This window comes from Kutzneria chonburiensis, from assembly GCF_028622115.1.
In the GTDB taxonomy this organism is placed as follows: Bacteria; Actinomycetota; Actinomycetes; order Mycobacteriales; family Pseudonocardiaceae; genus Kutzneria; species Kutzneria chonburiensis.
On record NZ_CP097263.1, the window covers coordinates 9,870,940 to 9,896,288 of the forward strand.

Annotated in this window: 21 protein-coding genes and 1 pseudogene; 10 read left to right on the forward strand and 12 right to left on the reverse strand. The window is 69.7% G+C overall.

From position 1 onward, the window contains the following. The first annotated feature begins 73 nt into the window (after window positions 1-73). The 4 genes and pseudogenes from M3Q35_RS45950 (at window position 74) to uppS (ending at window position 2,893) form a co-directional block, all read left to right on the forward strand. Window positions 74-971, forward strand: a pseudogene (locus M3Q35_RS45950) (ABC transporter ATP-binding protein). Beyond that, the gene (locus M3Q35_RS45955) at window positions 968-1,819 is read left to right on the forward strand and encodes an ABC transporter permease (protein ID WP_273938906.1); all 852 of its coding nucleotides are present in this window, start codon (window positions 968-970) and stop codon (window positions 1,817-1,819) included. Before M3Q35_RS45950 ends, M3Q35_RS45955 begins: the two are co-directional and overlap by 4 nt. Before the next feature lie 7 nt (window positions 1,820-1,826). Then, a complete protein-coding gene (locus M3Q35_RS45960; RefSeq protein ID WP_273938907.1) occupies window positions 1,827-2,066 on the forward strand; it encodes a helix-turn-helix transcriptional regulator in 240 nt (79 codons plus the stop codon). Between the two features lie 53 nt (window positions 2,067-2,119). Further along, window positions 2,120-2,893, forward strand: a complete 774-nt coding sequence (gene uppS / locus M3Q35_RS45965) for a polyprenyl diphosphate synthase (RefSeq protein ID WP_273938908.1) — start codon at window positions 2,120-2,122, stop codon at window positions 2,891-2,893. Here uppS and M3Q35_RS45970 read toward each other — a convergent pair. From M3Q35_RS45970 to M3Q35_RS45980, 3 genes are all read right to left on the reverse strand, one after another. Next, the gene (locus M3Q35_RS45970) at window positions 2,890-3,675 is read right to left on the reverse strand and encodes a M56 family metallopeptidase (protein WP_273938909.1); all 786 of its coding nucleotides are present in this window, start codon (window positions 3,673-3,675) and stop codon (window positions 2,890-2,892) included. The two genes, uppS and M3Q35_RS45970, sit on opposite strands and share 4 nt — an antisense overlap. Beyond that, window positions 3,668-4,021 carry a BlaI/MecI/CopY family transcriptional regulator gene (locus M3Q35_RS45975; protein ID WP_273938910.1) on the reverse strand — a complete coding sequence of 118 codons (354 nt, stop codon included), beginning with the start codon at window positions 4,019-4,021 and terminating at the stop codon, window positions 3,668-3,670. The genes M3Q35_RS45970 and M3Q35_RS45975 overlap by 8 nt, the downstream gene beginning before the upstream one ends. Window positions 4,022-4,090: 69 nt before the next feature. Continuing rightward, window positions 4,091-4,522 (reverse strand): MarR family winged helix-turn-helix transcriptional regulator, encoded by a 432-nt coding sequence (locus M3Q35_RS45980; protein WP_273938911.1) that lies wholly within the window; start codon window positions 4,520-4,522, stop codon window positions 4,091-4,093. 109 nt (window positions 4,523-4,631) lie between these two features. Between M3Q35_RS45980 and M3Q35_RS45985 the strand changes: the two genes are divergently transcribed. Beyond that, complete coding sequence (locus M3Q35_RS45985) at window positions 4,632-5,861, forward strand: MFS transporter (RefSeq protein WP_273938913.1); 1,230 nt, start codon at window positions 4,632-4,634, stop codon at window positions 5,859-5,861. Window positions 5,862-6,012: 151 nt separating this feature from the next. Here M3Q35_RS45985 and M3Q35_RS45990 read toward each other — a convergent pair whose 3' ends face one another. Both M3Q35_RS45990 and M3Q35_RS45995 read right to left on the reverse strand, forming a co-directional pair. Continuing rightward, on the reverse strand, window positions 6,013-6,954 hold the full coding sequence (locus tag M3Q35_RS45990; RefSeq protein ID WP_273938914.1) for a hypothetical protein: 942 nt from the start codon (window positions 6,952-6,954) through the stop codon (window positions 6,013-6,015). 814 nt (window positions 6,955-7,768) lie between these two features. Beyond that, window positions 7,769-9,403, reverse strand: coding sequence for a PHP domain-containing protein (locus tag M3Q35_RS45995; protein WP_273938915.1), 1,635 nt, complete (start codon window positions 9,401-9,403; stop codon window positions 7,769-7,771). A 131-nt stretch (window positions 9,404-9,534) separates the two neighbouring features. Here M3Q35_RS45995 and M3Q35_RS46000 point away from each other — a divergent pair, with 131 nt between their 5' ends. After that, window positions 9,535-10,206, forward strand: a complete 672-nt coding sequence (locus M3Q35_RS46000; protein WP_273938916.1) for a DUF742 domain-containing protein — start codon at window positions 9,535-9,537, stop codon at window positions 10,204-10,206. 93 nt (window positions 10,207-10,299) lie between these two features. Continuing rightward, window positions 10,300-12,762, forward strand: a complete 2,463-nt coding sequence (locus M3Q35_RS46005; RefSeq protein WP_273938917.1) for a glycoside hydrolase family 3 protein — start codon at window positions 10,300-10,302, stop codon at window positions 12,760-12,762. 6 nt (window positions 12,763-12,768) lie between these two features. Here M3Q35_RS46005 and M3Q35_RS46010 read toward each other — a convergent pair whose 3' ends face one another. After that, window positions 12,769-13,521: a dioxygenase family protein gene (locus M3Q35_RS46010; protein WP_273938918.1), complete on the reverse strand. Its 753-nt coding sequence runs from the start codon at window positions 13,519-13,521 to the stop codon at window positions 12,769-12,771. 73 nt (window positions 13,522-13,594) lie between these two features. After that, a complete protein-coding gene (locus M3Q35_RS46015; RefSeq protein WP_273938919.1) occupies window positions 13,595-14,761 on the reverse strand; it encodes a cytochrome P450 in 1,167 nt (388 codons plus the stop codon). 93 nt (window positions 14,762-14,854) lie between these two features. Here M3Q35_RS46015 and M3Q35_RS46020 point away from each other — a divergent pair, with 93 nt between their 5' ends. Then, a complete protein-coding gene (locus M3Q35_RS46020) occupies window positions 14,855-15,451 on the forward strand; it encodes a TetR/AcrR family transcriptional regulator (RefSeq protein WP_273938920.1) in 597 nt (198 codons plus the stop codon). Window positions 15,452-15,570: 119 nt separating this feature from the next. On the opposite strand, the gene M3Q35_RS46025 is transcribed toward M3Q35_RS46020, so the two are convergent. From M3Q35_RS46025 to M3Q35_RS46040, 4 genes are all read right to left on the reverse strand, one after another. Then, complete coding sequence (locus M3Q35_RS46025; protein ID WP_273938921.1) at window positions 15,571-16,224, reverse strand: SAM-dependent methyltransferase; 654 nt, start codon at window positions 16,222-16,224, stop codon at window positions 15,571-15,573. Between the two features lie 88 nt (window positions 16,225-16,312). Then, window positions 16,313-17,467, reverse strand: coding sequence for a hypothetical protein (locus tag M3Q35_RS46030; protein WP_273938922.1), 1,155 nt, complete (start codon window positions 17,465-17,467; stop codon window positions 16,313-16,315). Continuing rightward, on the reverse strand, window positions 17,464-19,209 hold the full coding sequence (locus M3Q35_RS46035; RefSeq protein ID WP_273938923.1) for a dynamin family protein: 1,746 nt from the start codon (window positions 19,207-19,209) through the stop codon (window positions 17,464-17,466). Before M3Q35_RS46035 ends, M3Q35_RS46030 begins: the two co-directional genes overlap by 4 nt. Before the next feature lie 117 nt (window positions 19,210-19,326). After that, the gene (locus tag M3Q35_RS46040) at window positions 19,327-20,562 is read right to left on the reverse strand and encodes an IniB N-terminal domain-containing protein (protein WP_273938925.1); all 1,236 of its coding nucleotides are present in this window, start codon (window positions 20,560-20,562) and stop codon (window positions 19,327-19,329) included. A 261-nt stretch (window positions 20,563-20,823) separates the two neighbouring features. Here M3Q35_RS46040 and M3Q35_RS46045 point away from each other — a divergent pair, with 261 nt between their 5' ends. After that, complete coding sequence (locus tag M3Q35_RS46045; RefSeq protein ID WP_273938926.1) at window positions 20,824-22,092, forward strand: Hsp70 family protein; 1,269 nt, start codon at window positions 20,824-20,826, stop codon at window positions 22,090-22,092. Further along, complete coding sequence (locus M3Q35_RS46050; protein WP_273944724.1) at window positions 22,092-24,530, forward strand: helix-turn-helix transcriptional regulator; 2,439 nt, start codon at window positions 22,092-22,094, stop codon at window positions 24,528-24,530. Before M3Q35_RS46045 ends, M3Q35_RS46050 begins: the two co-directional genes overlap by 1 nt. Here M3Q35_RS46050 and M3Q35_RS46055 read toward each other — a convergent pair. Beyond that, a complete protein-coding gene (locus M3Q35_RS46055) occupies window positions 24,490-25,230 on the reverse strand; it encodes a hypothetical protein (protein ID WP_273938927.1) in 741 nt (246 codons plus the stop codon). The two genes, M3Q35_RS46050 and M3Q35_RS46055, sit on opposite strands and share 41 nt — an antisense overlap. Window positions 25,231-25,349 lie beyond the last annotated feature (119 nt).

Below are 25,349 nucleotides of genomic sequence, written 5' to 3' on the forward strand. Positions count from 1 at the left end.
CCTGTCGTACTCCTTCCTCGGTATGTAGTAGGTCTGCTACATTTCGTCCCAGACGTTGAACGGGGAGGGGTTCATGAACGTGCTCGACGTTCGTGACCTGCGGATGCGCTACGGCTCGACCGATGTGCTGACCGGGGTCACGTTCCAGGCCAACCGGGGAGGTGCTCGCCCTGCTCGGACCGAACGGGGCGGGCAAGACCACGACGATCGAGATCCTGGAGGGGTTCAGGATGCGCTCGGCCGGCGAGGTCAGCGTACTGGGCGTGGACCCGGCGCGCGGCGATGAGGCGTGGCGCGCCGGGCTGGGCATCGTGCTCCAGTCCTGGCGCGACCACGGCCGCTGGCGGGTGCGGGAGCTGCTCGCGCACCTGGCCACGTACTACGTGCCGTATCGGACGCCGTGGCCGGTGGACGAGCTGATGGCGCGGGTCGGTCTCACCGCGCACGCCGACCAGCGGGTCAGCCGGCTCTCCGGCGGGCAGCGGCGTCGGCTGGACGTCGCCGTGGGCATCGTCGGCCGGCCCGGGCTGCTGTTCCTGGACGAGCCGACCGTCGGCTTCGATCCCGAGGCCCGGCGCGACTTCCACGACCTGGTGCACCAGCTCGCCGACTTCGAGGACACCACGATCCTGCTCACCACCCATGACCTGGACGAGGCCGAGAAGCTGGCCGACCGGATCCTGGTGCTGGCCGGCGGGCGGGTGATCGCCGACGGTTCCGCCGACGCCCTGTCCCGGCGGATGAACACCGCCGCCGAGGTGCGGTGGAGCCGTGGCGGCGAGCGGTTCGTGCATGCCAGCACCGAGGCCACCGACTTCGTGCGGCAGCTTTTCGTCCAGCACGGCGACGAGATCGCCGACCTGGAGGTGCGGCGGGCCAGCCTCGAGGACACCTACATGGCCCTGGTGCGCGGCGTCGAGTCCGGTTCCACCGCCGACGCCGTGCGTGAGTTCGAGGAGGTGGCCCGGTGAACCGGCTGTCCGGCGCCGCGCGCAGCGGTTTCTCCCGTGGGCTCATCGAGTTCCGGCACATGTTCACCACGACGCAGGACCTGGTGGCGTTCCTGCTGCCCACCGTGATCTTCATGGTGGCCATGGCCTTCCTGCGGGCCGTGCCGACCGGGGCCGCCGGGCTGTCCATCGGCACGCTGATGGTGACCAGCGTGCTCGGTTCCAACGTGTGCTTCAGCGGGCTGCTGACCGTGTCGCAGGCGTTGAGCACCGAGCGTGAGGACGGCACGCTGCTGCGGGCCAAGGCCGTGCCCAACGGCATGCTGTCCTACCTGATCGGCAAGATCGTGTTCATCAGTGGCGCGACCCTGGTAAGCCTGGTCATCACGCTGACCTACGCGCTGGTGGTGTTCGACGAGGTGACCGTGCCCGGGCCGCTCGGCTGGCTCAAGCTGGCCGCCGTGCTGGTGTTCGGGCTGTTCGCCACCATGCCGCTGGGCGCGGTGCTCGGCTCCGTGTTCTCCAGTCCGCGGATGACCGGCTTCATCAGCATGCCGATCATGGGGCTGATGGCCGTGTCCGGCATTCTGTATCCCATCACCATCCTGCCGGTGTGGGTGCAGTGGATCGCGCAGGCGTTCCCGATGTACTGGCTGGGTCTGGGGATGCGGTCGGCGTTGCTGCCCGACTCCGCGCTGGCCGTCGAGATCGGACAGTCGTGGCGGGGCTGGGAGACTTTCGGTGTGCTCGGTCTCTGGGCCGTGATCGGCCTGGCCCTGGCGCCCGCCGTGCTCCGGCGGATGGCTCGGCGCGAGTCCGGCTCCAGCGTGGCCGCGCGGCGGGAGAAGGCGATGCAGCGGATTGGGTGAGACACGGATGACCGAGACGGTGCACAACCGCATCGCCATGCTGCGGGCCGAGCGCGGCATCAGCCGGCGCCAGCTGGCCGATGCGCTCGGCGTGCACTACCAGACCATCGGCTACCTCGAACGCGGCGAGTACAGCGCCAGCCTCTACCTGGCGCTGCGCATCGCCGAGCACTTCGAGGTCCCGGTGGAGGTCGTCTTCTCCACCAAGCCGTTCCCCCGCATCGGCAGCGAGGACCGGCCGGCGTAGACCTTCACAAGACCTCCGCAGCTTCTCCACATCTGGCTGGTTCGGTGGGAGGTATGGCTTCTTGGCTCACGGGACCGGTCTATGCCCTGTACACCCATCGCCTGCGCCGGCGGGTCCGGCAGGGGCCGGTGCCGCGGCATATCGGGCTGATCATGGACGGGAACCGGCGGTGGGCTCGGCACAAGGGCATGGTGTCGCCGAGTGTGGGGCATCGTTACGGAGCGGAGCATGTGGATGACGTGCTGGAGTGGTGCAGGGCAACGGGAATCGAGCATGTGACGGTGTTCGTGTGCTCGGCGGAGAACCTGCAACGCCGCGGGGACGAAGAGGTCGCCTACCTGATGGGCGTGATCGAGGACGTCGTCACGGAGCGGCTGACGAAGGGCAACGAGCACTGGCGGGTGCACATCGCGGGAAGCCTGGATGTGTTGCCGGACAGCACGGCCCACGCGCTGAAGCGGGCGGTGGAACAGACGCGGACACGGGAGAAAGGGCACATCACGCTGGCGGTGGGCTATGGGGGACGGCAAGAACTCGTGGAGGCAATGCGGGAACACCTGTACGTCAACGGGGACAAGAGTCCGAGGGACATCGCGGCGGCGCTGACGATGGACGACATCACGGACCGGCTGTACACGGCGGGCCGGCCGGATCCGGATCTGGTGATCAGGACCAGCGGCGAGCAGCGGATGTCGAACTTCCTGCTGTGGCAGAGTGCCTACGCGGAACTGTACTTCTGCGAAGCGTACTGGCCGGCCTTCCGGGAAGTGGATTTCCTGCGGGCGCTCAGGAGTTACGCACAGCGGCAACGCCGTCACGGCGCCTAGAACAGCTGCCAGAGGTCGAGAATCGCCTCGGTGGCCTCGACGAAGACGTAGCCGACGAGGACAACGGTGAGCAGGGCCAGAATCCGGTACCGGGGCCGGACGGGCGTCAACAGGGCGGCGACGCGCTGCGGTACGGGACCGGCGGAAATGCCCAGCGTGGCAACGGAAAGCCGGGAGTGGCGGGCGGCGAGGGCGGCGGTGGCGACGGCACGGGCGGTGAGCACACGGTCACCGGTGGTGGCCGCGGCGACCTCGTCGGCCCAACGCTCCACTGTGTACCGAACGGCGTCCCGAAGCGGCCACAGCAAGGGCTGGGCGGCGCTGGCCAGGTCGACGATGAGCACGAAACGGTGATGCCGCAAGGAAACGTGGGCCCGTTCGTGGGCGAGCAGGGCACGTCGCTGGTCGGCGGCCAGGGCCCGGACCATGCCGCGGGAGACGACAACGCCACCGGGCAGGGCATAGGCGACGGGCTCGTCGTCGGGCAGAAGGGCAAGCCCGTCAACGGGAATCTGCCAAGCCCGACGCCGGTGCCAACCCGCGGCACCGACCGAGAGGACCGCGGCGAGGAACAACGTGCCGAGCACGGAGCCGAGCAGCACGGAACCGTTGAGCAGCGAGGAAACGGCGGTCACGGCGAGCGTCACGCTGCTGGCCAGCGCCAGCAGCGCGCAGATCCCCGCGATCAGCCAGCTGGTCGCCCTCGGCGGCCACGACCGGCAGTGGACCAGGGCCCAGGCCAGCATCGGCGCCAGCAGCGGCACCAGCGCGCCGTCATCCATCCGAGTCCGCGAGCAGTTGTCGCAGCAGCACTTCGTCCTCCTGGCTCAGGTCCGTCACGAACCGGGTCAGCACAAGGCGCCGGTCCGGCTCGGCGTCGAGGAGCTTACGCATCCGACCGGCCGCCCGGCCCGGTTCGTCCTGGACTGGGGAATACGCGTACGCCCGACCTTGCCTCTCCCGTGCAGCCGCGCCTTTTTCGTGCAGTCGCGACAGAATCGTGACCACGGTGGTGTAGGCGAGGTCACCGCCCAGTTCGGCCTGCACCTGCGCGGGCGTCATCGGACCGTCGCCCGCCCACAGCGCGGCCAGCACCTCGGACTCGAGTTCGCCGGACCTGCGTCGCATCCGGACAATCTACGACCGGTCGCGAGTCGGCACCTAGCAGTTGCCGCCATCCGGGCAGGGATTCGACGGTCAGGCCGACAGGGCCCGCACCAACGGGGCGAACTCGGGATTGCCGGCGGCCTCGCCCAGCGCCTTCTCCAGTTCGGTGTCGTTGACCGGCCGGGCCGCCTCGAGCAGGGCGAACCCGTCCTCGGTGACCTCGGTGTAGATGCCGCGCCGGTCGGTGGGGCACAGGTACCGGCGCAGCAGCCCGCGGTCCTCCAGCCGGTTGACCAGCCGGGTGGTCGCCGACTGGCTGAGCACCACGGCGTCGGCCAGCTGATTCATCCGCAGGTGGTGCTCGACCTGGCTGGACAGCGTCAACAGCACGCCGTACTCCCGGACGGACAGCTGGTGGGAGGCCTGCAGGGCCCGTTCCAGGCGGTCCTCGATGCGGTTGTGCAGGGCCGCCAGCGTGCACCAGCCCTGCGCGCGCCGGACGTCCTCGTCGGCCAGTGTCACGGCTCACTCCTCGTCGGCTTGCCCCAGCAATCCTTGCGTGCAACATTATCAAGCGTCTGCAACTATTGCGGAAGCTTGCTACTGACGAGTCTACTGCGGAAGGAACGCCATGCCTCTGGCCCTGCTCGCCCTGGCGGTGAGCGCGTTCGGCATCGGGACGACCGAGTTCGTCATCATGGGCCTGCTGCCCGAGGTTGCCGGCGACCTGCACGTCACGATCCCGACGGCCGGCCTGCTGATCTCCGGCTATGCGCTGGGCGTGGTCATCGGCGGCCCGCTGCTCACGGTGGCCGGCAACCGGCTGCCCCGCAAGAACCTGCTGCTCGGGCTGATGGCGTTGTTCATCGTCGGCAACCTGATCTCGGCCGTGTCCCACAGCTACGCCCTGCTGCTGACCGGCCGCGTGGTCGCGGCGCTGGCCCACGGGGCGTTCTTCGGCGTCGGCTCGGTGGTCGCGGCCAGCCTGGTCCCGGCGGCCAGGCAGGCCAGCGCCATCGCGCTGATGTTCACCGGCCTGACCGTGGCCAACGTGCTTGGCGTACCCGGCGGCACCGCCCTGGGCCAGGCCTTCGGCTGGCGCTCGACGTTCTGGGCGGTGACCGCGCTCGGCGTCATCGGCCTGCTTGGCGTCGCCTTCCTGGTCCCGAAGCAGCCGCTCGAACCCGGTCCCGGGCTGCGCGGTGAACTGGCCGTGCTGAAGCGGCCGCAGGTGCTGCTCGCGCTGGCCATGACCGCGCTCGGCTTCGGCGCTGTGTTCGCCGCGTTCACCTACATCGCGCCGATGATGACCGAGGTCGCGGGTTTCTCCAGCGGCTCGGTCACGTGGCTGCTGGTGCTGTTCGGCGTCGGGCTCGTGGTTGGCAACCTGATCGGCGGCAAGGCGGCGGACCGCAGGCTGATGCCCAGCTTGTACGTCATCCTCGCCGCCCTGGCCGCGATCCTGCTGGTGTTCGTGTACACCGCCCACGCCCCGATCCCGGCCGCGATCACGTTGTTCCTGTTCGGCACGATCGGCTTCGCCACGGTCCCGGGCTTCCAGACCCGCGTGATGCAGCAGGCCGACGGCGCGCCCGCGTTAGCGTCCACGGCGAACATCGCCGCGTTCAACCTTGGGAACGCGTTCGGTGCCTGGCTGGGCGGCCTGGCCATCGACGCGGGCCTGGGGTATACGTCACCGAGCTGGATCGGAGCCGCGCTCGCGTTCGTGGGTCTCGTCGTCGCCGCATTGTCGGGTCTGCTGGAGCGCCGTCAGCAGACGTGGCCGCCATCGACTTCCAACGGGACCACGGAGCCCGCCGCGGCCGGCGTGACATGCAGCGTGAGCAGCCCGTCGGCGTAGATCGGATTTCAGGGTCCACGACTATCCCGCCGCCTGGCCGATCCGCCTCGAATGCCGCGTAAACCGTCATGCCCCATAGCTCCGAGCGTGCCCCTATTCGCCACGTCAGGGGGTGTGTTGGCACCGTAAGTGCTTAGCGACTGCTGGCCACCTATTGGGGCTGCGAAGTAGTTGATTCCTTGGAGCTTGAACCGGTTTCGTCGGAAAATACGATATTCCGCACCACGCTCTTCGGGATCTTGGCCTTCACGGAGACCCAGAGCAGTGTGAAGCATGCAAAAAGGCTGATTACGAGAAGAAATGCTGCGATTGAGATTAGAAGGCTACCTCCGGAGCTGGTTGCGTCAACCTGACGGGCAAACTCGGTTTGTCCATCCAGTGTTCTTAGATTGAACCTGTTGACATCTACGAGTGTGGCCGGTTGGGAAATAATAGGAAGTAGAATTCCAAATGTAAAAACTCCAACCGTTACGAATGGAAACAGGATTACGGCAACCCAAAATCCTCGAAATCGGTTCCGAAGGCGCTCGCGGAGCGATTTGGAGACGATGATGAGCGATTCTCGATCAAGTGCTGCTCCGCCTCGGTTCTCGAGCTCGGCACCTCTGATCGTTCCTACAATTAAAGGTGCGTCGGAGCCTTGGTGAATCAGCTCGACGACGCAGCCATCTCCAGAATCCAGGAAGTCGAATCCAACCACTACGGAAGACGCTTCGTTTGGGTCTTGTGCCACGGACAATTCGTTCTGGGTTCTGCTGTGTGCCACAATTCGGGCTTGTAGGAAGCTGTCGTCGTCGCAGAGCTGCATTCGCAACTTGTCGCCGGGGAGGATATCTGCCCCTCGTACTGTGTCTCCCTGATGATTCCATACGGCTAAGTATGTTCTGCTGATGCGTTTAATTGGGATTTCAGACGAGGAGCGGAGGAGTCCTTCGCTCAAGAATCCATCTTCAGGGCCCGCGATCGGGTCGAAATCGGTGACGTAGCGCAAGACTGGCCGCTTCCGTCCGCGGCGAGCCAGTATGACTGCGAGGGGTATGCCAATCACTGAAAGGGTGAGGCCCAAGATGCCGACTATGTCGCTCAGATTCATCTGGTAATCGCCACCGTATTTCTTGAAATTTAGCCGATCGCATCGCGAGCAACTAGCTGGATAGTGCTGGGCACCTACTTCGTCAGGAGCTTCGAATGAAGGTGGCATAACGTTACGTCCTGATCTCAATCTGTTATGCGGATGGGCCGTGTGTCATCACATTGAGCTGGGGCGCACTTGCTCGCTTGGCCTCCTGAGGTGCGGCTTGAGCCTGGCCGGACGCGGCTGCGTAAGCTCTGCGCGCGGTCACGGCCCCTTCCGGAACCGCCGCTGCGTCCTGTCTTTCGCCATACGGGCCGCCTGCCCCGATCAGCGGGTACATGATCTTGCCGGCCACCCCCATGCGATACGCGGGGGTGGCCTTGATCGAGGAACCGAAACTGCGAACGCTGACGCTGTACGACAGTTCTTCAGGTCGATGACCATGAGCCTGTGGCCGCGGTTGGTTCGCGGGGATCTGGTGACCTAATTCCTGCCGGCTGCCAGCGGGGCTCCTTGAACGGCGTGCCGTGCGTGAACTCGCCGGGTAGCCACGATACGGCGATCTTACGACCGCGTAGCCGGACACTGCACGTGTCAGGATTCGATCGTCTGAGGCTTGCGCGGCTGATTTGCGGTCAGCGGCTCGCATGGGGAATCGGAACGCCCGCCCTATTCACGCTCGGTTCGCGCCGAGAAGTCTTCAGACCCGTCCAGCTCGATGGACACGGCCTCGCCATCGATGCTGCCTCGGATACACGTTCCTGAGCTGGATCGGAGCCGCGCTCGCGTTCACGGGTCTCGTCGCCGCGGCGTCGGGTCCGCTGGAGCGGCGTCAGCACACGTCCACGAACACGGGGTTGGAGTACGTCCACAAGTCGCTCCACGGATCCACTCCGCCGGCCGGATCCATTCGTGGCTCAAGTGAGCCAGCAGCGTGGAAGTTTCCGTCGGTGCCGCGAAGTCGCAGGTAGAAGGGGTCGCGGACGTTGCGGAAGGTGTGCTGGAAGACGGCGACGGGCACGAACCCGCGGCGCGTCTCGAAGGACTGCACGACGCGGACGGCCGGGGTGGCGAAGGTGTCGCGATCGGTGACCGGTCCGGTGACCTGGCCCTGGATCAGGTCCATGCGAGCCAACTTGGGCACGCTCCCGCCGGCGTTCGGCCGGGTGGCCAACCGGGCCACCACGAGGATCGTCACGTTGCCGCCCCGACGGACGGTTGTCCGGCCGCCCAACGTGACCGGCCAGCCGCCCTCGTCGGAGAACACGGTCACCTCGAGGCCGGCGAGCAGGCCGCCCATCGCGACCCAGACCCGGCCGTTGCGGATGCCGTCCATGACCGCGCGGTAGCTGCGGTCGGTCGCGCCGACCACGGTCCGCGAGTACTGGCCGGGCCAGAAGTCGGCCCAGCTGTGCTTGACGCCGCTGTCCACGGGGTCGAGGTGCTTGCCGGTGGTGCTGTAGTCGGCGTCGGGCGAAGGGCTGGTCAGGGTGTCGCCGAAGTTGCGGTGCGAGTCGGAGTTGGACGTGATCCACCAGCCCCGGCCCTCGGCCAGCATGGAGTCCCACAGCCCGCCGAGCTTGGCCGTCATCCAGTCGAAGCCGCCGTGCGTGCGGTACAGCTCCAGCGGATAGCCGGGCCACGAGTCGGCGCCGGGGCTGTTGGAGTAGCCGCCGCGCAAGGCGCCGTTGCCGCCCAGCGCGATGGGCGTGCTGTCGGCCTGCGCGCCGGGGGAGCCTTCCATACCGACGGCGATGTGCGGCGCGACGTCCCGCCAGTTGCGCAGCTCGTGCGGCGAGAGCCGGCCGTTGCGGGACGGGTGGTTGGCCAGGAACAGCGCCGAGTTGATTTTGCCGGCCCGCACCTGGGCGTCGAGCCAGCGCAGGCCCTGCACGGCGATCAGCTCGTTGGCCGGCGAGCTCGGATTGGTGCCGTTGACGTTGCCGTCGAACAGCTGCTCGAACGTCTGGAGCATCTGCGCCTCGTCGTGCGAGCAGTCGAAGAACACCGTGGAGTGCTCGGCCGCCGGGGTGTTCCACTCCAGCCCCTGCCACAGCAGCAGCCCGCGGTGCTTCTGGCGGGCCTTCAGCACGTCGGCATAGGTCTGCTGGACCGCGTACTTCTCGTGGGCCAGGTAGCCGTGGTCGGTGATGACCATCCAGTCCAACCCGTTGCGCACACCCCCGGCGACCTGCTGCTCCACCGTGTACATGGCGTCGTTGGAGTACTGCGTGTGGATGTGGTGGTCGCCGGACAGCCACTGGTAGCGGCCGGGGCCGTCCCAACCCGGCGACGCCGATGCGGTGCCGGCCGACAGCGCGCCCGCGCCGGCGACGGTGGCGCCGAGCAGGCCGGCGTTGCGCAGGAACCGCCGGCGGCTCACGTCCAGCGGGCGCAGCTCGCGCTCCGGCACGGAGAGGTCGGCGTAGTCGGGCGTGTCACCGTGATGGTGGTGGTGGTCGTGCACGGCCGGACGCTAAGAGCCGGAGGTGGCCACCGCGTGACCGTGACCTGAACTCGGGGCGGTTCACCTGGAACGAACAGAGTCGAAACATCCCCGACACGTGCGGAACCGGTCTCGGTAATAGGTTGGCCGACGTGGTGGAGGTCGGTCGGACCGGAGCTCGCTTCGGGTCGGCGCGCAACCGTGGCCGGTGGACGGACGTCGAACCGGACGTGGAGCAGCCGACACCGGTGGCGCCGGCGGAACAGGAGCCGATACACGAGCCGGCGTCGGAGGTCGGGCGCACCGGCGCCCGTTTCGGCTCGTCACGGGCTCGCTACCGCTGGCAGAAGGACGACGACCTGCCAGGAGCCCATCGGGCTGGGGATGCGGACGATGACGACGTCGCGCACACTCAGCCGATGCCGGCCCCGCCCAAACCGACGCCGCCACCGCCGCCGGAGTACCCCGAGGACGACCGGTCATGGGACGACCTCGATGACGACGAGGAACCCAGCTCGCTGGTCCGCCCTTACGCGCGCACGGGTGGGCGGACCGAGGCGAGCCGCGAACTCCGGCTGGAAACACTGATCTCGGTCGACCGCTCCGACGTAGTACTGGCCATGGAGCACCGTCGCATCGTGGAGATCTGCGAACGGACCACCTCGGTGGCCGAGGTCGCGGCCGCCCTGCCGGCGCCGCTGGGCGTGGCCCGTGTCCTGATCGACGACCTCATCGAGCTCGGGGTGTTAACGGTGCATACCGGAGACAGCCGCCCCGACGAGGCACTTCTGGCCCGGGTGTTGGCGGGACTTCGCAGACTGTGACCCGCCGGTAACGCTTGACGGTCGTCAGGCAGCCGTGAAAAGTTCTCGCCTACTCCGCCGAACGGAGTCCCGATCGGCCTGCCATCCAGGCGGATGCCGAGGGCGAGGAAAGGGGCGGCCACGTTCCGACTCGCCGACACCGGCCAGCAGCAGGAGCCCACCCCGCGACAGGTCGCCGATGACCTCGTCGCCACCCTCAGCTTAGCGGAGAAGATCGAACTCACTCAGCAGACCCAGCCGGCCCTGCCCCGGCTCGGCCTGCCGGCCGCGGATTTCACGCTGCGGTGCGTCACCGACGGCGTCGAGTCCGAGTTCCCGCTGCCGCTGGGCCTGGGCAGCAGCTGGAATCCGGACCTGGTGGCCCGGGTCGGCGTGGCCATGGCCGACGAGATCCGGGCGTCCGGTGGCGGCGGCGTGCGGGAGATCCCGCTGGTCAACCCGTCCTACGATCCGCGGCACGCGCGCAACGAGCGCGGCTTCGGCGAGGACCCGCTGCTGTGCTCCAAGCTCGGCGTCGTGTACGCCCTGGGGTTGCGCGGCCCGGAGAAGGCCCACCCGAAGACCGTGCCGGTCGTGCGGCACGTGGACGACCTCGACCGCTGCGCCATGGCCCCCGGCTTCAACCTGCGCGTCTTCAACGAGTACGAGATGCCGGTGTACCGGGCCGTGGTGGAGACCGGCGGCGCGGCCGGGATCGTGTTGTCGCAGATGATGATCGAGGACTATCCGGCGCTGGCCGCGCAGCTGTTCCAGCTCGTGCTGCGCGGGTGGAGCGACGGCGAGGCGGCGATCTGGAGCGAGAAGCAGCCGGGCCGGCCGCTCACCTCCGGCGGCCAGGCGCTGGCGCTGCGGCTCGGCGCGGACGCCTTCATGGGCGGCGAGCGGACCGTCGACGAGATCGCCGAGGCGTACCACCGCGGCGAGGTCACCGAGGCGATGATCACCGCCGCCGCGCGGCGGATGCTGATGCTGCGGCTCCAGCTGCTGGCCTCCAGCTCCGGACCGGCGCACGTGGACCGCAAGGCGCACCAGGAGCTGGTGCAACGCGCGTCCCGTGAGTCGATCGTGTTGCTACGCAACGACGGCCTGCTGCCGCTGCTGGTCGGCCCGGGCATGCGGCTCGCGGTCATCGGCCCGCACGGCGAGGGGCTGGCCGATGAGCTGAGCCGTCGCGTCACCGCCCAGTACGTCAGCGGGGCCGACCGCGTCACCGTGCCGGGGCTGGACGGCGAGTTCGAGCTCACCGAGTGGCGGGCGGGCCGGTACACGCTGACGTCCGAGACGATGACGATCGAGGCCACCACCGGTCCCGACGGCGTGGTCACCGACGACGAGGGCGAGCCGCTGGAGTGGCAGCGGGCGGCGCACGGCATCGCCGACGCCGTGGCGTTGGCCCGCGAGGCCGACGTGGTCGTGCTGGCGATCGGCAGCAACCCCGCCTTTGACGGTGAAAACCGGGCCACGCTGGAACTTCCGCCGCAGCAGCACCAGCTGGTGCGGGCGGTGCGGGCGGCCAACCCGAACGTGGTGCTGGTCGTGCGCAGCAGCTATCCGTACGCGCTGCGCTGGGAGGACACCTACCTGCCGGCGATCCTGTGGAGCGCGCACCCGGCCGACGAGGCCATCGCGGAGATCCTGTTCGGCGACTGCGCCCCGTCCGGGCGGCTGCCGCAGACCTGGTACCGCGCCGACGACGACCTGCCGCCGACCCTGGACTACGACCTGATCCAGGGCAGCGGCACGTACATGTACCAGGAGTGCGAGCCGCTGTACGCCTTCGGGCACGGGCTGACCTACACCACGTTCACCTACGAGGAGCTGGACCTGAGCTCGCGGGTGATCAACTCGCATGATTCCGTCACGGTGACGGTCCGGGTACGCAACAACGGGTTCCGCGACTGCCACGAGGTCGTGCAGCTGTACACGCGGCAGCTCAACTCGCAGGTGCGGCAGCCGCGGAAGGTGTTGCGGGACTTCAGGAAGGTGCTCATCCCGGCCCGGGACAGCCGGACCGTGACGTTCCGGCTGCGCGGCGCCGACCTGTGTTTCTGGGACGTCACCAGGGACAAGTGGGTGGTGGAGACCGCGCTGCACGAGGTCTTCATCGGCGGCTCCTCGGCCAAGGCGGCCACCAGCGCCGTGCTCGACGTGCACGGCAGCACGCTGCCGCCGCGGACGCTGGCCGGCGTCGCGGTCAACGCCCACTCCTACGACGAGTCCATGGGAGTGTCCCTTGTGGACATTTCCAGTGTAGCCGGACCCGTTGTGGCGGCGGCGAAGGACGGCGCCTGGCTCGGGCTGCTCGGCTACGACCTGAACGGCTGCCGGTCGTGGAGCCTGACCGCGTCCAACGACGGCGACGAGCCCGTGCCGGTGGAGCTGCGCTGCGGCGCGCCGGACGGCCGGCTGCTCGGCACCGTGCTCGTGCCGCCGACCACCGACCGCCGCCGGTACGCCGTCGCCACCGGCTCGCTGATGCCGGTGGACGAGATCAGCGACCTGTTCGTGGTGTTCCCCGAGCAGGGGCCGTGGATCACGCGGATCGGCTTCGCGTAAGGGTTTCTAGCCGATCTGGATGGACCGCTTGGCCAGGCCGTGCCAGAAGCCGTCGATCACGGTGCGCTGGCTGGTCAGCTCGTCCTCGGCCGCGCCGAGCGTGACGAACAGCGGCGCGAAGTGCTCGGTGCGCGGGTGGGCCAGGCGGCCGGCCGGGGACTTGTGCTCGAAGTCCAGCAGCGAGTCGACGTCGCCGGCGTCGAGGGCGTGGTGGCCCCACTCGTCGAACTCCGACGACCACGTCGGCGTGCCGACGGACCGCATGGCGCTCAGGTTGTGCGTGAAGAAGCCGCTGCCGATGATCAGGATGCCTTCGTCGCGCAGCGGAGCCAGCTTGCGGCCGATCTCCATCAGCTTCTCGGGATCCAGTGTGGGCATGGACATCTGGAGCACGGGGACGTCCGCGTCGGGGTACATCTCCACCAGCGGCACGTACGCGCCGTGGTCGAGGCCGCGCTCCGGGGCGTCGTGCACCTGCTGGCCCAGCAGCTTGCGCACCCGGTCGGCCAGCTGCGGCGCGCCCGGGGCGGCGTACTTCACGTCGTAGTAGTGCTGTGGGAAGCCCCAGAAGTCGTAGACCAGCGGCACGGTCGTGGTGGCCGACACGGTCAGCGGCGCCTCTTCCCAGTGCGCCGACACCATCAGGATCGCCTTCGGCTTCGGCAGGTCCTTCGACCACGCGGCCAGCTGGCCGGTCCACAGCTTGTCGTCGGCCAGCGGCGGCGCGCCGTGGCTGAGGTACAGGGTCGGCAAACGCATCGAACGACCTCCCGCCTAGTTGAATATTCAACAGGATAGGCGGGAGGTCGTTCAAATTTCAAGTACCTGGCGGCTACCAGGTCACCGGGAGCTCCGTCACGCCGGACAGCAGCACGTTCTCGCGGCGCGGCACCTCGTCCACCGGCATCGTCAGGCGCAGCGTCGGGATGCGGCGGAACAGCTGCGTGAAGGCGATCTCCAGTTCGGCCCGGGCCAGGTTCTGGCCGAGGCACTGGTGGATGCCGAAGCCGAAGGCCAGGTGGTGGCGCATCGGGTTGGCCACGTCGAGCTCGTCGGACTGCTCGCGGTCGGCGATGGCCGTGGCCACCATGACACCCTCGCCCGCCTTGATCGTCTGGCCGCCGAGCTCGATGTCCTCGGTGGCGACGCGGGCCAGCGTGCCGGCGATCGTCAGGTAGCGCAGCAGCTCCTCGACCGCCCCGGGCACGGCGGCCTCGTCCTCGCGGACCTTGGCCAGCTGGTCGGGCGTGGTGAGCAGCAGCATGGTGCCCAGCGAGATCATGTTGGCCGTGGTGTCGTGGCCGGCGATCAGCATCACCATGCCCATCGCCGCCAGTTCCCCGTGGTCCAGCTGGCCCTCGGCCAGCTGCTCGGCGATGAGGTCGTCGAGCAGGCCCTGGCCCGGCTCGTCGATCTTCTTCTGCACCAGGTCGTGCAGGTACATGTACAGGTTGGCCATGGCATTGCCGTCGGCGTCGAGGCGGCGGCGGGACTGCTCCTCGAAAAACGCGTGATCCTCGTACGGCACGCCCAGCAGCTCGCAGATCACCATGGACGGCACCGGCAGCGCGAAGTCGGCCAGCAGGTCGGCCGGCGGCCCGGCGGCGATCATGGCGTCCAGCCGCTCGGTCACGATGTGCTCGATCTTCGGCCGCAGCGCGGCGATCTTGCGCACGGTGAAGGACGGGATCACCATGCGGCGCAGCCGACTGTGCACCGGCGGGTCGTTGGTGATCAGCGTCGCGGTCAGGTTGGACGGCCGCGAGGCCGCCGGGATCGGGATCGGCATCGGGAAGTTGGGCCGGCTGCGGTCCGACGACACGCGCGGGTCCGACAGCAGCGCGCGGCCTTCGGCGTGGCCCGTGATCAGCCAGGGCGTCGTGCCGTCGAACAGCCGCACGCGGGCCACCGGGCCGCGCTCGCGCAGCTCCGCCGCCCCGTCCGGCGGGTCGAACGGGCAGGACCTGGTCGCGGTGAAGTCCGGGATGGTCTCGGTCATGACGATGTCCCCCACTGCAAGAAACGGATCGTATCTTCAATTCGAGGCTAGACTCCCGTCCCAAGAAACGCAACGGATCTAATCGGGAGGGTCATGGCCGGCTTCAGACGACGCGGCGAGGAGCTGGAGCACGCCCTGCTCACGGCCGCGTGGGCCGAGCTGCTCGAGGTCGGCTTTCCCAAGCTCACCATCGAGAACGTCGCGGTCCGGGCCGGCACCAGTAAGCCGGTGATCTACCGGCGTTGGCCGACCAAGGCCAAGCTGGTCATCGCCGCCCTCGCGCACAACCTGCCGCTCGACGAGTCCAAGATCGACACCGGTTCCCTGCGCGGCGACCTCGTCGAGCTCGTCAGCCACGGCATCAAGCGCTTCCGCGGTGTCCCCGGCGACACCCTGCCCGGCCTCATCACCGAGACCTTCCGCGAGCCCGAGGTCTTCGAGGAGCTCCGCAGCCGCCTGCGCACCGGCGAGGTCGTCGAGCTCATCCGCCCCTTGCTCACCCGCGCCGTCACCCGCGGCGAGCTCCGCACCGACGCCTGCCCCGACCGCGTCCTCCGCCTGCCTTTCGACCTCCTGCGCGCCGAGACCCTCGTCTACGGCGTCATGATCGACGACGCCGCCATCGCCGCCATCGTCGACGACATCGTCCTGCCCCTGTTTCGCTTCCACTGCAACGCAAATCCCGCTTAGGCGTCCGCACGTCAGGTCCGGGCCGGGGTGAACGACGAGAGGCTGGCCGCGTTCTCCGCGGAATACCGGTCGGCGGCACCGCGCCGGCCCGGTGACCATCGCCGGGACCCCCGCGTCGGTCAGCGGGTCATCAGCGCGAAGACGCCCCAGCCGAGGTATTCGCGTTGGTACCGGGCGTACTGCGCCGGCGCGGTGGCCAACTCCACGCGCATCTGATCGGCCAGCTCGTCGTCGGGATTGGCGTCCAGCCAACGGCGGATGTTGAGCCACTGGGCCGCGATGTAACGGTCCCAACTGTCCTGGTCGGCGAGGACCATCTCGACGACGTCGCAGCCGAGCTCCCCGAACTGCGCCAACAGGTTCGGCAGCGGGCGGAAATCGTCTTTCCTGTTGGCGTGACAGGCTTCGACCGTGACCTGGTCCGGAGGATCACGCCGCCAGTACGGTTCGCCGATCAGCAGGATGCCGCCGGGACGCACGCTGCGCCGCAACAGTTCCACGGTGCCGGCGACGCCATCGCCGATCCAGGTGGCGCCGATGCAGGCCCCGATGTCCACCGGTTCATCGGCTACGTGGTTCGACGCGTCGCCGTGAATGAAGGTGACCTGCTCGGCGACGTCCAACTCGATCGCCCGCGCACGGGCCGAGGCCAGGAACACCGTGCTGATGTCCACACCGGTTCCGGTGATGTGGTGATCACGGGCCCAGGTGCACAGCATCTCGCCCGAGCCGCAGGCCAGGTCGAGCATTCGAGCCCCGGGTGGCAGGTCCAACGCCTGTCCGAGGGTGGCCAGTTTCTCGCTGCTCAGAGGGTTGTGGATGCGATGACTGCGTCGACCGGTTATCGCGTCGGCCGCGGGGTCACGGGCGGGTGAGGGTGTCGATGATGCCCTCGCAGGTGCGGACGACGGTCTTGGCGGCTGCGGTCTGGGCCCGGCGCCACACCGGGTTGCCGGCGTAGGCCTGCCAGCGGTCGAGGACGGCGAGGGCGAGCTTGAGCATGTTGTCGCTGTCCTCGACGCCGAGGCGGGCGGCCGGGCTGGTGCCGGAACGGCCGAGCAGCTGCTCGGCCTCGGCGGCGATCTCGCTGGGCAGCTCGATGCGGCCGGTCTGGAGGGCGGCCAGGAGCTTGAGCTCGGCGAAGTCCTGGGTGCTGACCTGGATCCGCTCGACCTCGGCCAACAGACCACGGGCGTCGGGACGGGGCTCGGCCCGCAGCACGGTCTCGACGGCGACGATGGCCGACCGGGCCTTCAACACCGGGGCGCGCTCGGTGAAGTGACGCTGAACGGCCAGTCGGAGGTCGTTCAAACCGCTGCGCTGCACCAACTCCGCGGCCAGCCGGCTGGGATCGCCGTAACCCCGTCGCACGAGCGTGGTGCACAGGCGAACGCCGAACAGCCCGAACCGCTCCAGCAAACCCTGACGCAGCACGACATCCTCGAGCGCGGGGTTCATGAAACGGTCGGTGGACAGCAGCAGCTCGTCGAGCTCCTCACGGGGCAGCGCGGCCAGCGCAACCAGGGCGTCGAACTCGGCGTCGGTCAGGGTGCGGCCGGCGACGGCGAGAAGTCCTGCCACGGCAACGACATCCTGGCAGAGCTGACCGAGCTCGGGCTCGGCCCGCAGCCGGCGGGCGATCATCTTGGCCGAGGTCATGGCGTCGACCCGGCCGCCGCCGAGCTCGTCGGCCCGGGCCAGCACGACGATGGTGTTGACCGGAATGGGATTGCCGGACAAAGTCGAGCGGTCCTCGGACCGTACGGGACCGGTCAGATGCAGCACGGCGTCCACATTGGACGTGTGCCCCTCGATGAAGTCGTCCTCGTCCAGCGCGTCCAGCAGCGTCGACTTGCCGGCCTTGGGTCGACCGGTGACGCCGACCCGTAGCGGCTCGTCGAACAGCTGTCGTTGCTGCGTCAGGAAATGAGTCGCCTTGTTGCTGCCGCGGTACAGCCGCAGCGCCCACTCCAGCAGGGCGCGGGTGTCCTCGGTGAGCAGCTCCTGGGTGATCACTGCGTGATCGCCAGGGCCTGGGCACGCTGCCGGAGCGCCACCAACGTGTTGATCTCCTCCGTGATGGACTGGTTGCGCTGATTGCGCGCCACGATATCGGCATTGGCCAGCTCACGGGCCCGCCGGATGGAGTCGCTCAGCGCGTCCTGCAACTGCTCGGCCTGCTCGGTGAAATGCTCCCGCAGCCGCCGCTGCACCTGCCGCAGCGCGTCCCGACTGTGCTTGCCCACCTGGAACACCAGCTCGTCGACATGCCGCTGCACGGCCGTCTTCGCCACCGCCTGCCGGCGTTTGAGCTGGGCGTCCCGCTCTTCCTTCAACGTCTTCGCGCCCATCACCGCGCCGGCGCCGACCGACACGAAGTTCACCAGCGGCATACCCATCAGGCTGGTCAGCAGACCGAACATCAGCATGCCGCTGTACGAGCCGCGCAGGCCGGTGATCACCTTGTTGGCGATGCCCGGAGGGGCCAGGTCGGGCGTCAGCAGCCCGCCCATCTTCTCCAGCACCCGGGCCGGATCCCGCAGTCCCAGATCGGGCAGCGTGCCCCGGCTCTCCTCGTCGAACTGCTCGGCGATCCGCTGGGCCAGCCAGTGCGTGCGCTCCACGGTCCAGTCGTAGTTGCGCAGCACGGCATCGGTCAGCTTGTCGGCCAGCCAGTCGCAGAACTGCTCCCACGTCTTGGCCGGATCGGCCTTGTCGAAGGCCTGGTCGGTGTGCCGCAGGATGATCCGGGTCCGCTCGCGAAGATCGTGGTCCACATCGGACATCAGGTCGGCCATGCCGTCCATCAGCATGTTCTGCCACCGGGACGACTGCCGCCGCAGCAGCTCGGCCGCGCGCTGGGCGTCCTCGAGGCCGGCGAGGGACGTTGGGTCCTGTGTGGACAGTTCGGCCCGCAGGCCCAGCGACACCTGCTCGGTCACGGCCAGGATGGCCTCGGATGCCGACCGCCGGGCCAGCAGCCCGGCCTGCGCCTTCACGGTGTTCTCCAGATATCCCACCAGGGCGGGAAAACCGGATTCGGCGTTGACATCCTGGCTGCTGGTCAGCAGAGCCCGCTCACGCAGCACGGACGACACGGCCACCAGCGGAATCGCCAGCCCGGCCTCGGCGAGCAGCATCCGGTTGCGCTCAAGGTGCGAACGCCAGCGCGGGCTCATGTCGGTCTTCGTCAGCACGCCCAACACGTTGGGGCAGATGGTGGTGGCGAACCGGAGGAACTGGAGCTCGGCCGGGGACAGTTCGGTCAGCGAGTCGGTCACCGCCAGCACGGCGTCGGCCTCAGCCAGCTCGGCCAGCGTGCGGCTGGTGTGCTCGGACCGTAAGCCGTCGACGCCGGGGGTGTCGACGATGACCAGCCCGCCGGACAGCACGGCCCGGGGCACCCCGATCTCGGCCCGGACCACCTGCCCGCCGCTGATCTCCTCGGCGATCCGGTCGAGGTCGACCGGATCCAGCCGCTGCTGCCCCGGCCGCACCACGGCCGCCCAGGACTGGTCGGCGTGGCGGATGACCGCGGGCGCGGCGCTGGCCACGTCGTCGGCGACCGGGCACACCGAGGTGCCCAGCAGGGCGTTGACCAGGTGGCTCTTGCCCTGCTTGAGACCGCCGACCACGACGACCCGGATCGCCGGGTCGGCGAGTCTGCCCCGCAGGCGGCTGAGCCTGCTGGTCAGGTCGCGCCGGCGGCCGATGGCCGGCTGCCGGAGCGCCTCGTCGATCACATCGAGGGCCGTCATGGTCATCACCCGAGAGATTGTGTCCCCTCCGAACGGGTGATGCACACCAGGCCGGGCCCACGCTGAGGGAGCGGGCCCGGCCTGGAAGCGGTCAACCAGTCCTGAAAGGAGGAAGGATCAGAAACCGGTCAGGTGGGTGGCGTCGAGGTTGTGGGTGATGTCGCCGACGTGCACGCCGCCGAGGTCCACGTTGCCGATGCCGCCGATGTGGTTGTCGTCGCCGATGTTCAGGTCCTTGACCGTGGCGTCGACGGCGCCGGTGACGTGCTGGAGCGCCTGGTCGCCGTGCACCGAGTTGACGGTGTCCAGCGTGTGGGACACGTCGGCGATGTTGGTCACCGCGTGGATCGGGTCGTTGGCGATGCCGGTGACCACGTGGATCGGGTCGGTCGTGACGTTGCCGATGCCGCCGATGTGCGAGGTGAGGCCGGTGACGGTCTTGGAAAGGCCGTCGACGTCCACGCCGTGCACCGCGGAGGTCACGTGGCCGGACGCGTCGGCGACGACCTTGCCGGCGACCGGGACGTTGCCCGCGACACCGGCGACGGTGTGCGTGGTGGTGTCGAGCGTCTTGGTCACGTCGACGTCGGAGGCCACGGAGGTGACCTTGCCGACCAGCGCGTCGACCGACGGGACGGCCGGGATGCCGCCGTGGCCGGCGACGACCGGAACCATCTGGGAGGCCACCTGCTGAACCTGGTTCAGCGAGCGGGCCGGGTCGCTGAGCGAGCCCTGCAGGTCGCCGACCAGCGCGGTCGGGTCGCTGAGGTTGGGCAGGCCGGGCACGCCCGGGGCCACGTTCTGCACGATGCCGCTGACGGCGTCCACCGGCAGGGCGTTGACCGGCAGGGCGTTGACCGGGAGCTCGCGGCCGAGGCCGTCCAGACCCGGCAGGCTGCCGACGGGCAGGCTGTCCAGGCCGGGCAGGCTGCCCACGGGCAGGCCGTCCAGAGCCGGGAGGGGCAGGCTGTCGAGGCCCGGGAGGGCGTCCAGACCCGGCACCGGCAGGGCGTTGACCGGGAGCTCGCGGCCCAGGTCGTCCAGACCCGGCACGGACGGCACGGCGACCGGCAGGGCGGAGGTCAGGTGCTGCAGGGTGGCGATGGCGTCGGCGCCCGGCAGGCCGTTGACCGGCAGGCCGGGGACGGCGCCGCCCAGCGTCTGCTCGAAGGCCTCGACCACGTGGGTCGGCGCCATGTCGAGCACGAGCGGCAGGACGTCGTGCACGTCGGCGGCGGTGATGTCGCCGAGGCCAGCGGACTGCAGGACACCCGTGGGGTCGGCGGCGAACAGCTCACGCGTGGGAGCGTCGCTCAGCAGGCCGAGGGTGAACTCGTGCAGCGTCTGGGCCATGGGGTGGTGCTCCTGACTTCGATCGGGGGACTTGACGGGGATGATCACGGTGTGAGCCGTGATGAGGACGAACCGTAGGGTCTGGCGGCCCGTACGCCATCCGGGATCACTCCCAGTCCTGCCCGCCGAGCACTAGGGATCGGGCCCGGATCCCGGCCTGGGGCACTAGGGAACCCCCTTCGTTACGGGACCAGATCACGAATGGGTTACCTTTGCCCCCACCACCTTCAGCCCTGGCCGCTGCGCCTCGTGGAGGAACACTTGCCGTACACGCTAGGGATCGATGTCGGCGCCAGCCGCGCCGCCGCCGCGATCACCCGGCTCGACGGTCCGCACCGGGGAGCCCCGCACCCGGTGTCGCCGGTCTCGGCCGATCCCGGCCCGTTCGTCGGCCGCATCGGCGACGACGTGCCCATCGTGCTGGGCAATCGCCAGCACAACGCGCACGAGCTGATGGCGACCGGCATCGACCGCATCGTCGAGCAGGTGGCCGCGCACCACGGCGACCGGCCCGCCCGCGTCACCGTCACGCACCCGTCGACCTGGGGGCCCTACCGCATCGACCTGCTGCGGGAGGCGCTGTCCCGAGTGGGCCTGGGGGACTCGGCCCTAGTGCCCGAGCCCCTGGCCGCGGTCACCGCCGCGGCCGCCCGGCACCGCATCGACGGCCCGGCGCCGATCGCCGTATACGACATCGGCGGCAGCTCGGTCACCGCCACCCTGCTGCGCCCGTCGCCGGGCGGGTTCGAGATCATCGGCCGCTCGGAGACCGCGGAGCACCCGGCCGGCGCCGATTTCGACGACGAACTGGTCGCCCTCGTGACAGCGGGCAGACCGGACCCGGGCGCCGCTGCCTGGGACGACCTCCAGAAGCTCCGGCAGGAATGTGTGCAGGCGAAACACATCCTGTCGGTGGCGCCGGAGGCCGTCGTGGCCCCGCTCCAGGTCCGAGTCACCCGTGCGGAGTTCGAGGAGCTGATCAGGCCGTTGTTGCACCAGGGAGTGGACGTCTTGCTGCGAGCGCTGTCCAACGCGGGTCTCACGCCGGACCGACTGGGCGCGGTGGTGCTCGTCGGCGGCTCGGCGCGCATCCCGCTGGTCCGCCAGACGCTGCTGGAGCGGCTGCACCGCCCCGTGCTGGTCGACGGCGCGCCCGAGGCGACCATCGCCGCCGGCGCCGCGCTGATGGCCTCGCGGTCGCTGCCCGAGCCGGTCAACCCGGTGGCCGAGACGGTGATCATGGCCAAGATCACCGACGAGACCGTGGTGCTGTTCCCGATGGACGACCCCGACGCCTTCGACGACGAGCCGGCGACCGAGGAGCCGCCGGCCAGACCGCCGGTGGAGACCGAGCCGCCGCAGCTCGTGCCGGCCAAGCCGGCGCTGGCCGCGGCGCCCCGTGGCCGCCGCCGTCGCCGCAAGGCCAGCCGGCGCGGCCTGGTCATCGGCATCATCACGATGTTGCTGGTGGTGGCCTGTGCCTACCTCGTCCTCCAGTACTTCAACACCCCACTAGGCGGCGGCCTGTGATGGTGCTGGAGTCCGATCTACGGCAACTGGACGAGTCGATCGCCGCCGATCCGTCCGCGCCGCGGGTGGTCGGGGTCCGTGCGCCCGGCGGCTACGGCAAGACCGCCCTGCTCACGCGCTGGGCCCAGATCTACCGCGAGGCCGGCGTCCCGGTGTACGACGGCCGGCACGAGCTGCCGGCGCGGGACGCGGCCGTGCTGGTCGACGACGCCCACCAGCTCGACGACGAGCGGTTACGGGCCCTGCGCGGGCTGGCCGCCTCGGGCAGCGCGCAGCTGGCCGTGGCCTATCGGCCGTGGCCGCGGCGGGCGGCGCTGACCGACCTGGTCGAAGCCGTGACCCGGGTGCGGCCGCCGGTGCTGCTGGGGCCGCTGAGCCGGGCTCAGATCGGCGAGCGCGCCGGCCTGCTGCTCGGCGCCAAGCCGTCCGAGGACCTGGTCGACCTGGTCGGCAAGCAGACCGGTGGCGTGCCGCGGTTCGTGGACCGGCTGGTCAGGGCGGTGTCCGAGACCGCGGACTGCTCGGTGCCGGCGGCGGCCGTCGAGGGGTTCCGGTACGAGGTCGAGAACCTCGAGGCCGACGTCCGGCGAGTACTGCTGGCCACGGCCCTGGGGGCCGGCACCGATCTGCTGGTGTCGCTGCTGGGGCTGGACCTGGACGCACTGGGCGACGCCATGGACGGCGCCCGAGCCAGCGGGTTGCTCGACGAGTACGGGGTGCTGCTGCCGATAGCGCAACGGGCGCTGCTCGCGTTGAGCCCGTGGGAGCGGCGGCTTTCCCTGCACCAGCGGCTGATCGAGATTCAGCTGGCGCGCAGCGGTCCGTTGTTGCCGCTGGTCCGGCCGCTGTTGGGCGCTCCCGTGAGCGGCCCGCTGTTTGCGTCCGCTTTCAAAACCGCTGGTGACGAGGCCTTGGCCGAGTCGCCGGCCTTGGCGGCGCAGCTGTTCGCGGCCGCGGTCGAGGCCGGCGAGCCCGCCCTGGCACTGGCTGCCCGCCGGGCCGAGGCCGCGGCGTTGTCCGGGGACCTCGATTCCGGGTTACGTCTCGCTGACCAGGCGATTGCCGCCGAGGCTGCGGTTGATCGCGCGCATGGGGCCAGCGTTGCCGCCGCAGTGTTGGCGCATCGGGGGCTTTTGGGTAGTAGCACCGAGTTGTACCGCTGGGCCGGCGAGGGCTCGGCCGTCCCGTTCGCGGCGTTGGGGCTGATCGGCACTGGGCGGTTGGCCGAGGCCGACGAGCTGCTGTCCCAGCCCGGCAGCGGAGGCCCGCCGACCTTGTTGGCCGGGGCCGCCCGGCAACTGGCCCAGGGCGTGCGGGAGTCGGTCACCGGTTCGGCGACGACCGCTCTGGCCACGTTGACCAGGGCCGCTGTGCTGATCGAACCGTTGGGCCGCAATGTCCTGTTGCCCGATACTCCGGCCGCCCTGGCGGCGTTGGTGGCCATGCACTGCGGCGAGTTCACCGTGGCCGAGGCCGTGTTGCGGCGGGCCATCGACTCGGGCATGGGCGGGGCCATAGCCATGCGGCGGCACCTGCTGCTGCGCGGTTGGACGGCCATGCTCCGTGGCGGCTTCGAGGCCGCCCGGTCCGATCTGGTCGCGGCCAGCGGACCGATGGAGCCGCGGGACTGGCTGCTCGCCACCGGTTTGGAGATCGGCCTGGCCCGCCGGGACAGCGACCTGTCGGCGCTGCGGACCGTGTGGGATCGGGCTCGTGAGGCCATCGTTCGGCACCCGGCCGACCTGTTCGCCCTGCTGCCGCTGGGGGAACTGGCCGTCGCCGCCGGCCGACTGCACGACACCTCGCGGCTGGCCCCGCACCTGGCCCAGGCCACCGAGCTGCTGGGGCAGCTCGGCAATCCGCCGCTGTGGTCGACGTCGTTGGCGTGGAACCGGATGCACGCCGCCGTGTTGGACGAGCACCCCGAGGACGCCGCCCGGCACGCCGCCGACCTGGCTTCGCTGGCCCCCGCACATCCGTACTGCGCGGCCGTCGCCGACGCCGCCCAGGTGTGGGTGAAGTTGCTGGCCGGCGACGTCGACCCCGTGGAGACCGAGTCCGCCGCTCGGGCTCTGGCCGCCGCGGGGTTGGTCTGGGACGGCGCTCGGTTGGCCGGTCAGGCCGCTATCCGCACTCCTGACCGTACGGCGATGGTCGCTCTACTGGACTGCGCGCGGATCATCCAGGGCCGTCAGCAGGAGCCCCAGCCGGAAGCTCCGCTGGCCGGCGACAACGCCACCACGTTGTCCGAGCGGGAGCGCGAGGTCGCCGAGCTGGTGGTCAGCGGGCTCACGTACAAGCAGATCGGGGAGAAGCTGTTCATCTCCGCGAAGACCGTCGAGTACCACGTGGCCCGGATGCGGCAGCGGCTCGGCAGCGACACCCGCAGCGACCTGCTCAACCAGCTGCGGGGTCTGTTGGGGCCTCGTCCCGTGTAGCGGCGGCGGTCTGCTCGGCTCCCCGGCGGCGGAAGAACTTGAAGCCGGGGATGCCGACGATCGCCTGGCGGACGTCCCGCGTCACCTTGAGCAGCTCAGTCACGTCCGGGCCGACCCGGTCCAGGGTGCTCAGGATGGGCAGGATGTTGGTGATCAGGTGTTCTGTCAGCTGCGGCAGCTCGTCGACCAGCCGGATCGCCGCGTCGACCTCTTCGTCGGACAGCTCCGTGACGAACCGCCCGGCCAGCGGGGCCGCGCGCAGCGCGATCGGCTCGTAGACGCGGATCAGCTCGTTGGCGATGCCCGCCGTGCTCTCCGCCAGCGCCACCACCGCCGCCGCTTCTTCGCTGACCCGGGCCGCCCCGCCGACCACGTCGTTGGCCCGCCCGCTCACGTGCTCCGCCACCGCGACGACGCCGGACGCCTGGCGGCTCACCTGCTCCGCCACCGCGATCACGCCCGAGGCCTGGCCGCTGATCTTCGCCGCGTCGACCACCACCACGCCGGCCGCGCCCGCGATGCCTTCCACCTCCGCGACCAGCCGCTCGGCCCGCTCGACCACCTCGGTGATCCGCTCCACCAGCGTCTCCGCCGCGCCCACCAGCCCGATCAGCCGCGCCGGCAGCGACACCAGCGCCACCGTCGTGTCGATGGCCGCCACGGTGACCGCCTTCGCGAGTCCGATGATCGGCAATGCCATGCCGTCCACTCTGCCCTGCTCGCGGCCGTCGTGCGAGCGAAACGCCCAGTCTGCCGCCGGCCTTCCCGCCGCCCTCTTTGCGGGCCGCGTCCCATCGCCCCCGTCCTCGCCGCCCGCCG

Coding starts and splice junctions, on each gene's coding strand:
- M3Q35_RS45960 (WP_273938907.1), top strand. CDS start 1,827: ATGACCGAGACGGTGCACAACCGCATCGCCATGCTGCGGGCCGAGCGC.
- M3Q35_RS46050 (WP_273944724.1), top strand. CDS start 22,092: ATGGTGCTGGAGTCCGATCTACGGCAACTGGACGAGTCGATCGCCGCC.
- M3Q35_RS45970 (WP_273938909.1), bottom strand. CDS start 3,675: ATGGATGACGGCGCGCTGGTGCCGCTGCTGGCGCCGATGCTGGCCTGG.
- M3Q35_RS45990 (WP_273938914.1), bottom strand. CDS start 6,954: ATGAATCTGAGCGACATAGTCGGCATCTTGGGCCTCACCCTTTCAGTG.
- M3Q35_RS46010 (WP_273938918.1), bottom strand. CDS start 13,521: ATGCGTTTGCCGACCCTGTACCTCAGCCACGGCGCGCCGCCGCTGGCC.
- M3Q35_RS46035 (WP_273938923.1), bottom strand. CDS start 19,209: ATGACGGCCCTCGATGTGATCGACGAGGCGCTCCGGCAGCCGGCCATC.
- M3Q35_RS46015 (WP_273938919.1), bottom strand. CDS start 14,761: ATGACCGAGACCATCCCGGACTTCACCGCGACCAGGTCCTGCCCGTTC.
- uppS (WP_273938908.1), top strand. CDS start 2,120: ATGGCTTCTTGGCTCACGGGACCGGTCTATGCCCTGTACACCCATCGC.
- M3Q35_RS46005 (WP_273938917.1), top strand. CDS start 10,300: ATGCCGAGGGCGAGGAAAGGGGCGGCCACGTTCCGACTCGCCGACACC.
- M3Q35_RS46055 (WP_273938927.1), bottom strand. CDS start 25,230: ATGGCATTGCCGATCATCGGACTCGCGAAGGCGGTCACCGTGGCGGCC.
- M3Q35_RS46040 (WP_273938925.1), bottom strand. CDS start 20,562: ATGGCCCAGACGCTGCACGAGTTCACCCTCGGCCTGCTGAGCGACGCT.
- M3Q35_RS46020 (WP_273938920.1), top strand. CDS start 14,855: ATGGCCGGCTTCAGACGACGCGGCGAGGAGCTGGAGCACGCCCTGCTC.
- M3Q35_RS45975 (WP_273938910.1), bottom strand. CDS start 4,021: ATGCGACGCAGGTCCGGCGAACTCGAGTCCGAGGTGCTGGCCGCGCTG.
- M3Q35_RS45985 (WP_273938913.1), top strand. CDS start 4,632: ATGCCTCTGGCCCTGCTCGCCCTGGCGGTGAGCGCGTTCGGCATCGGG.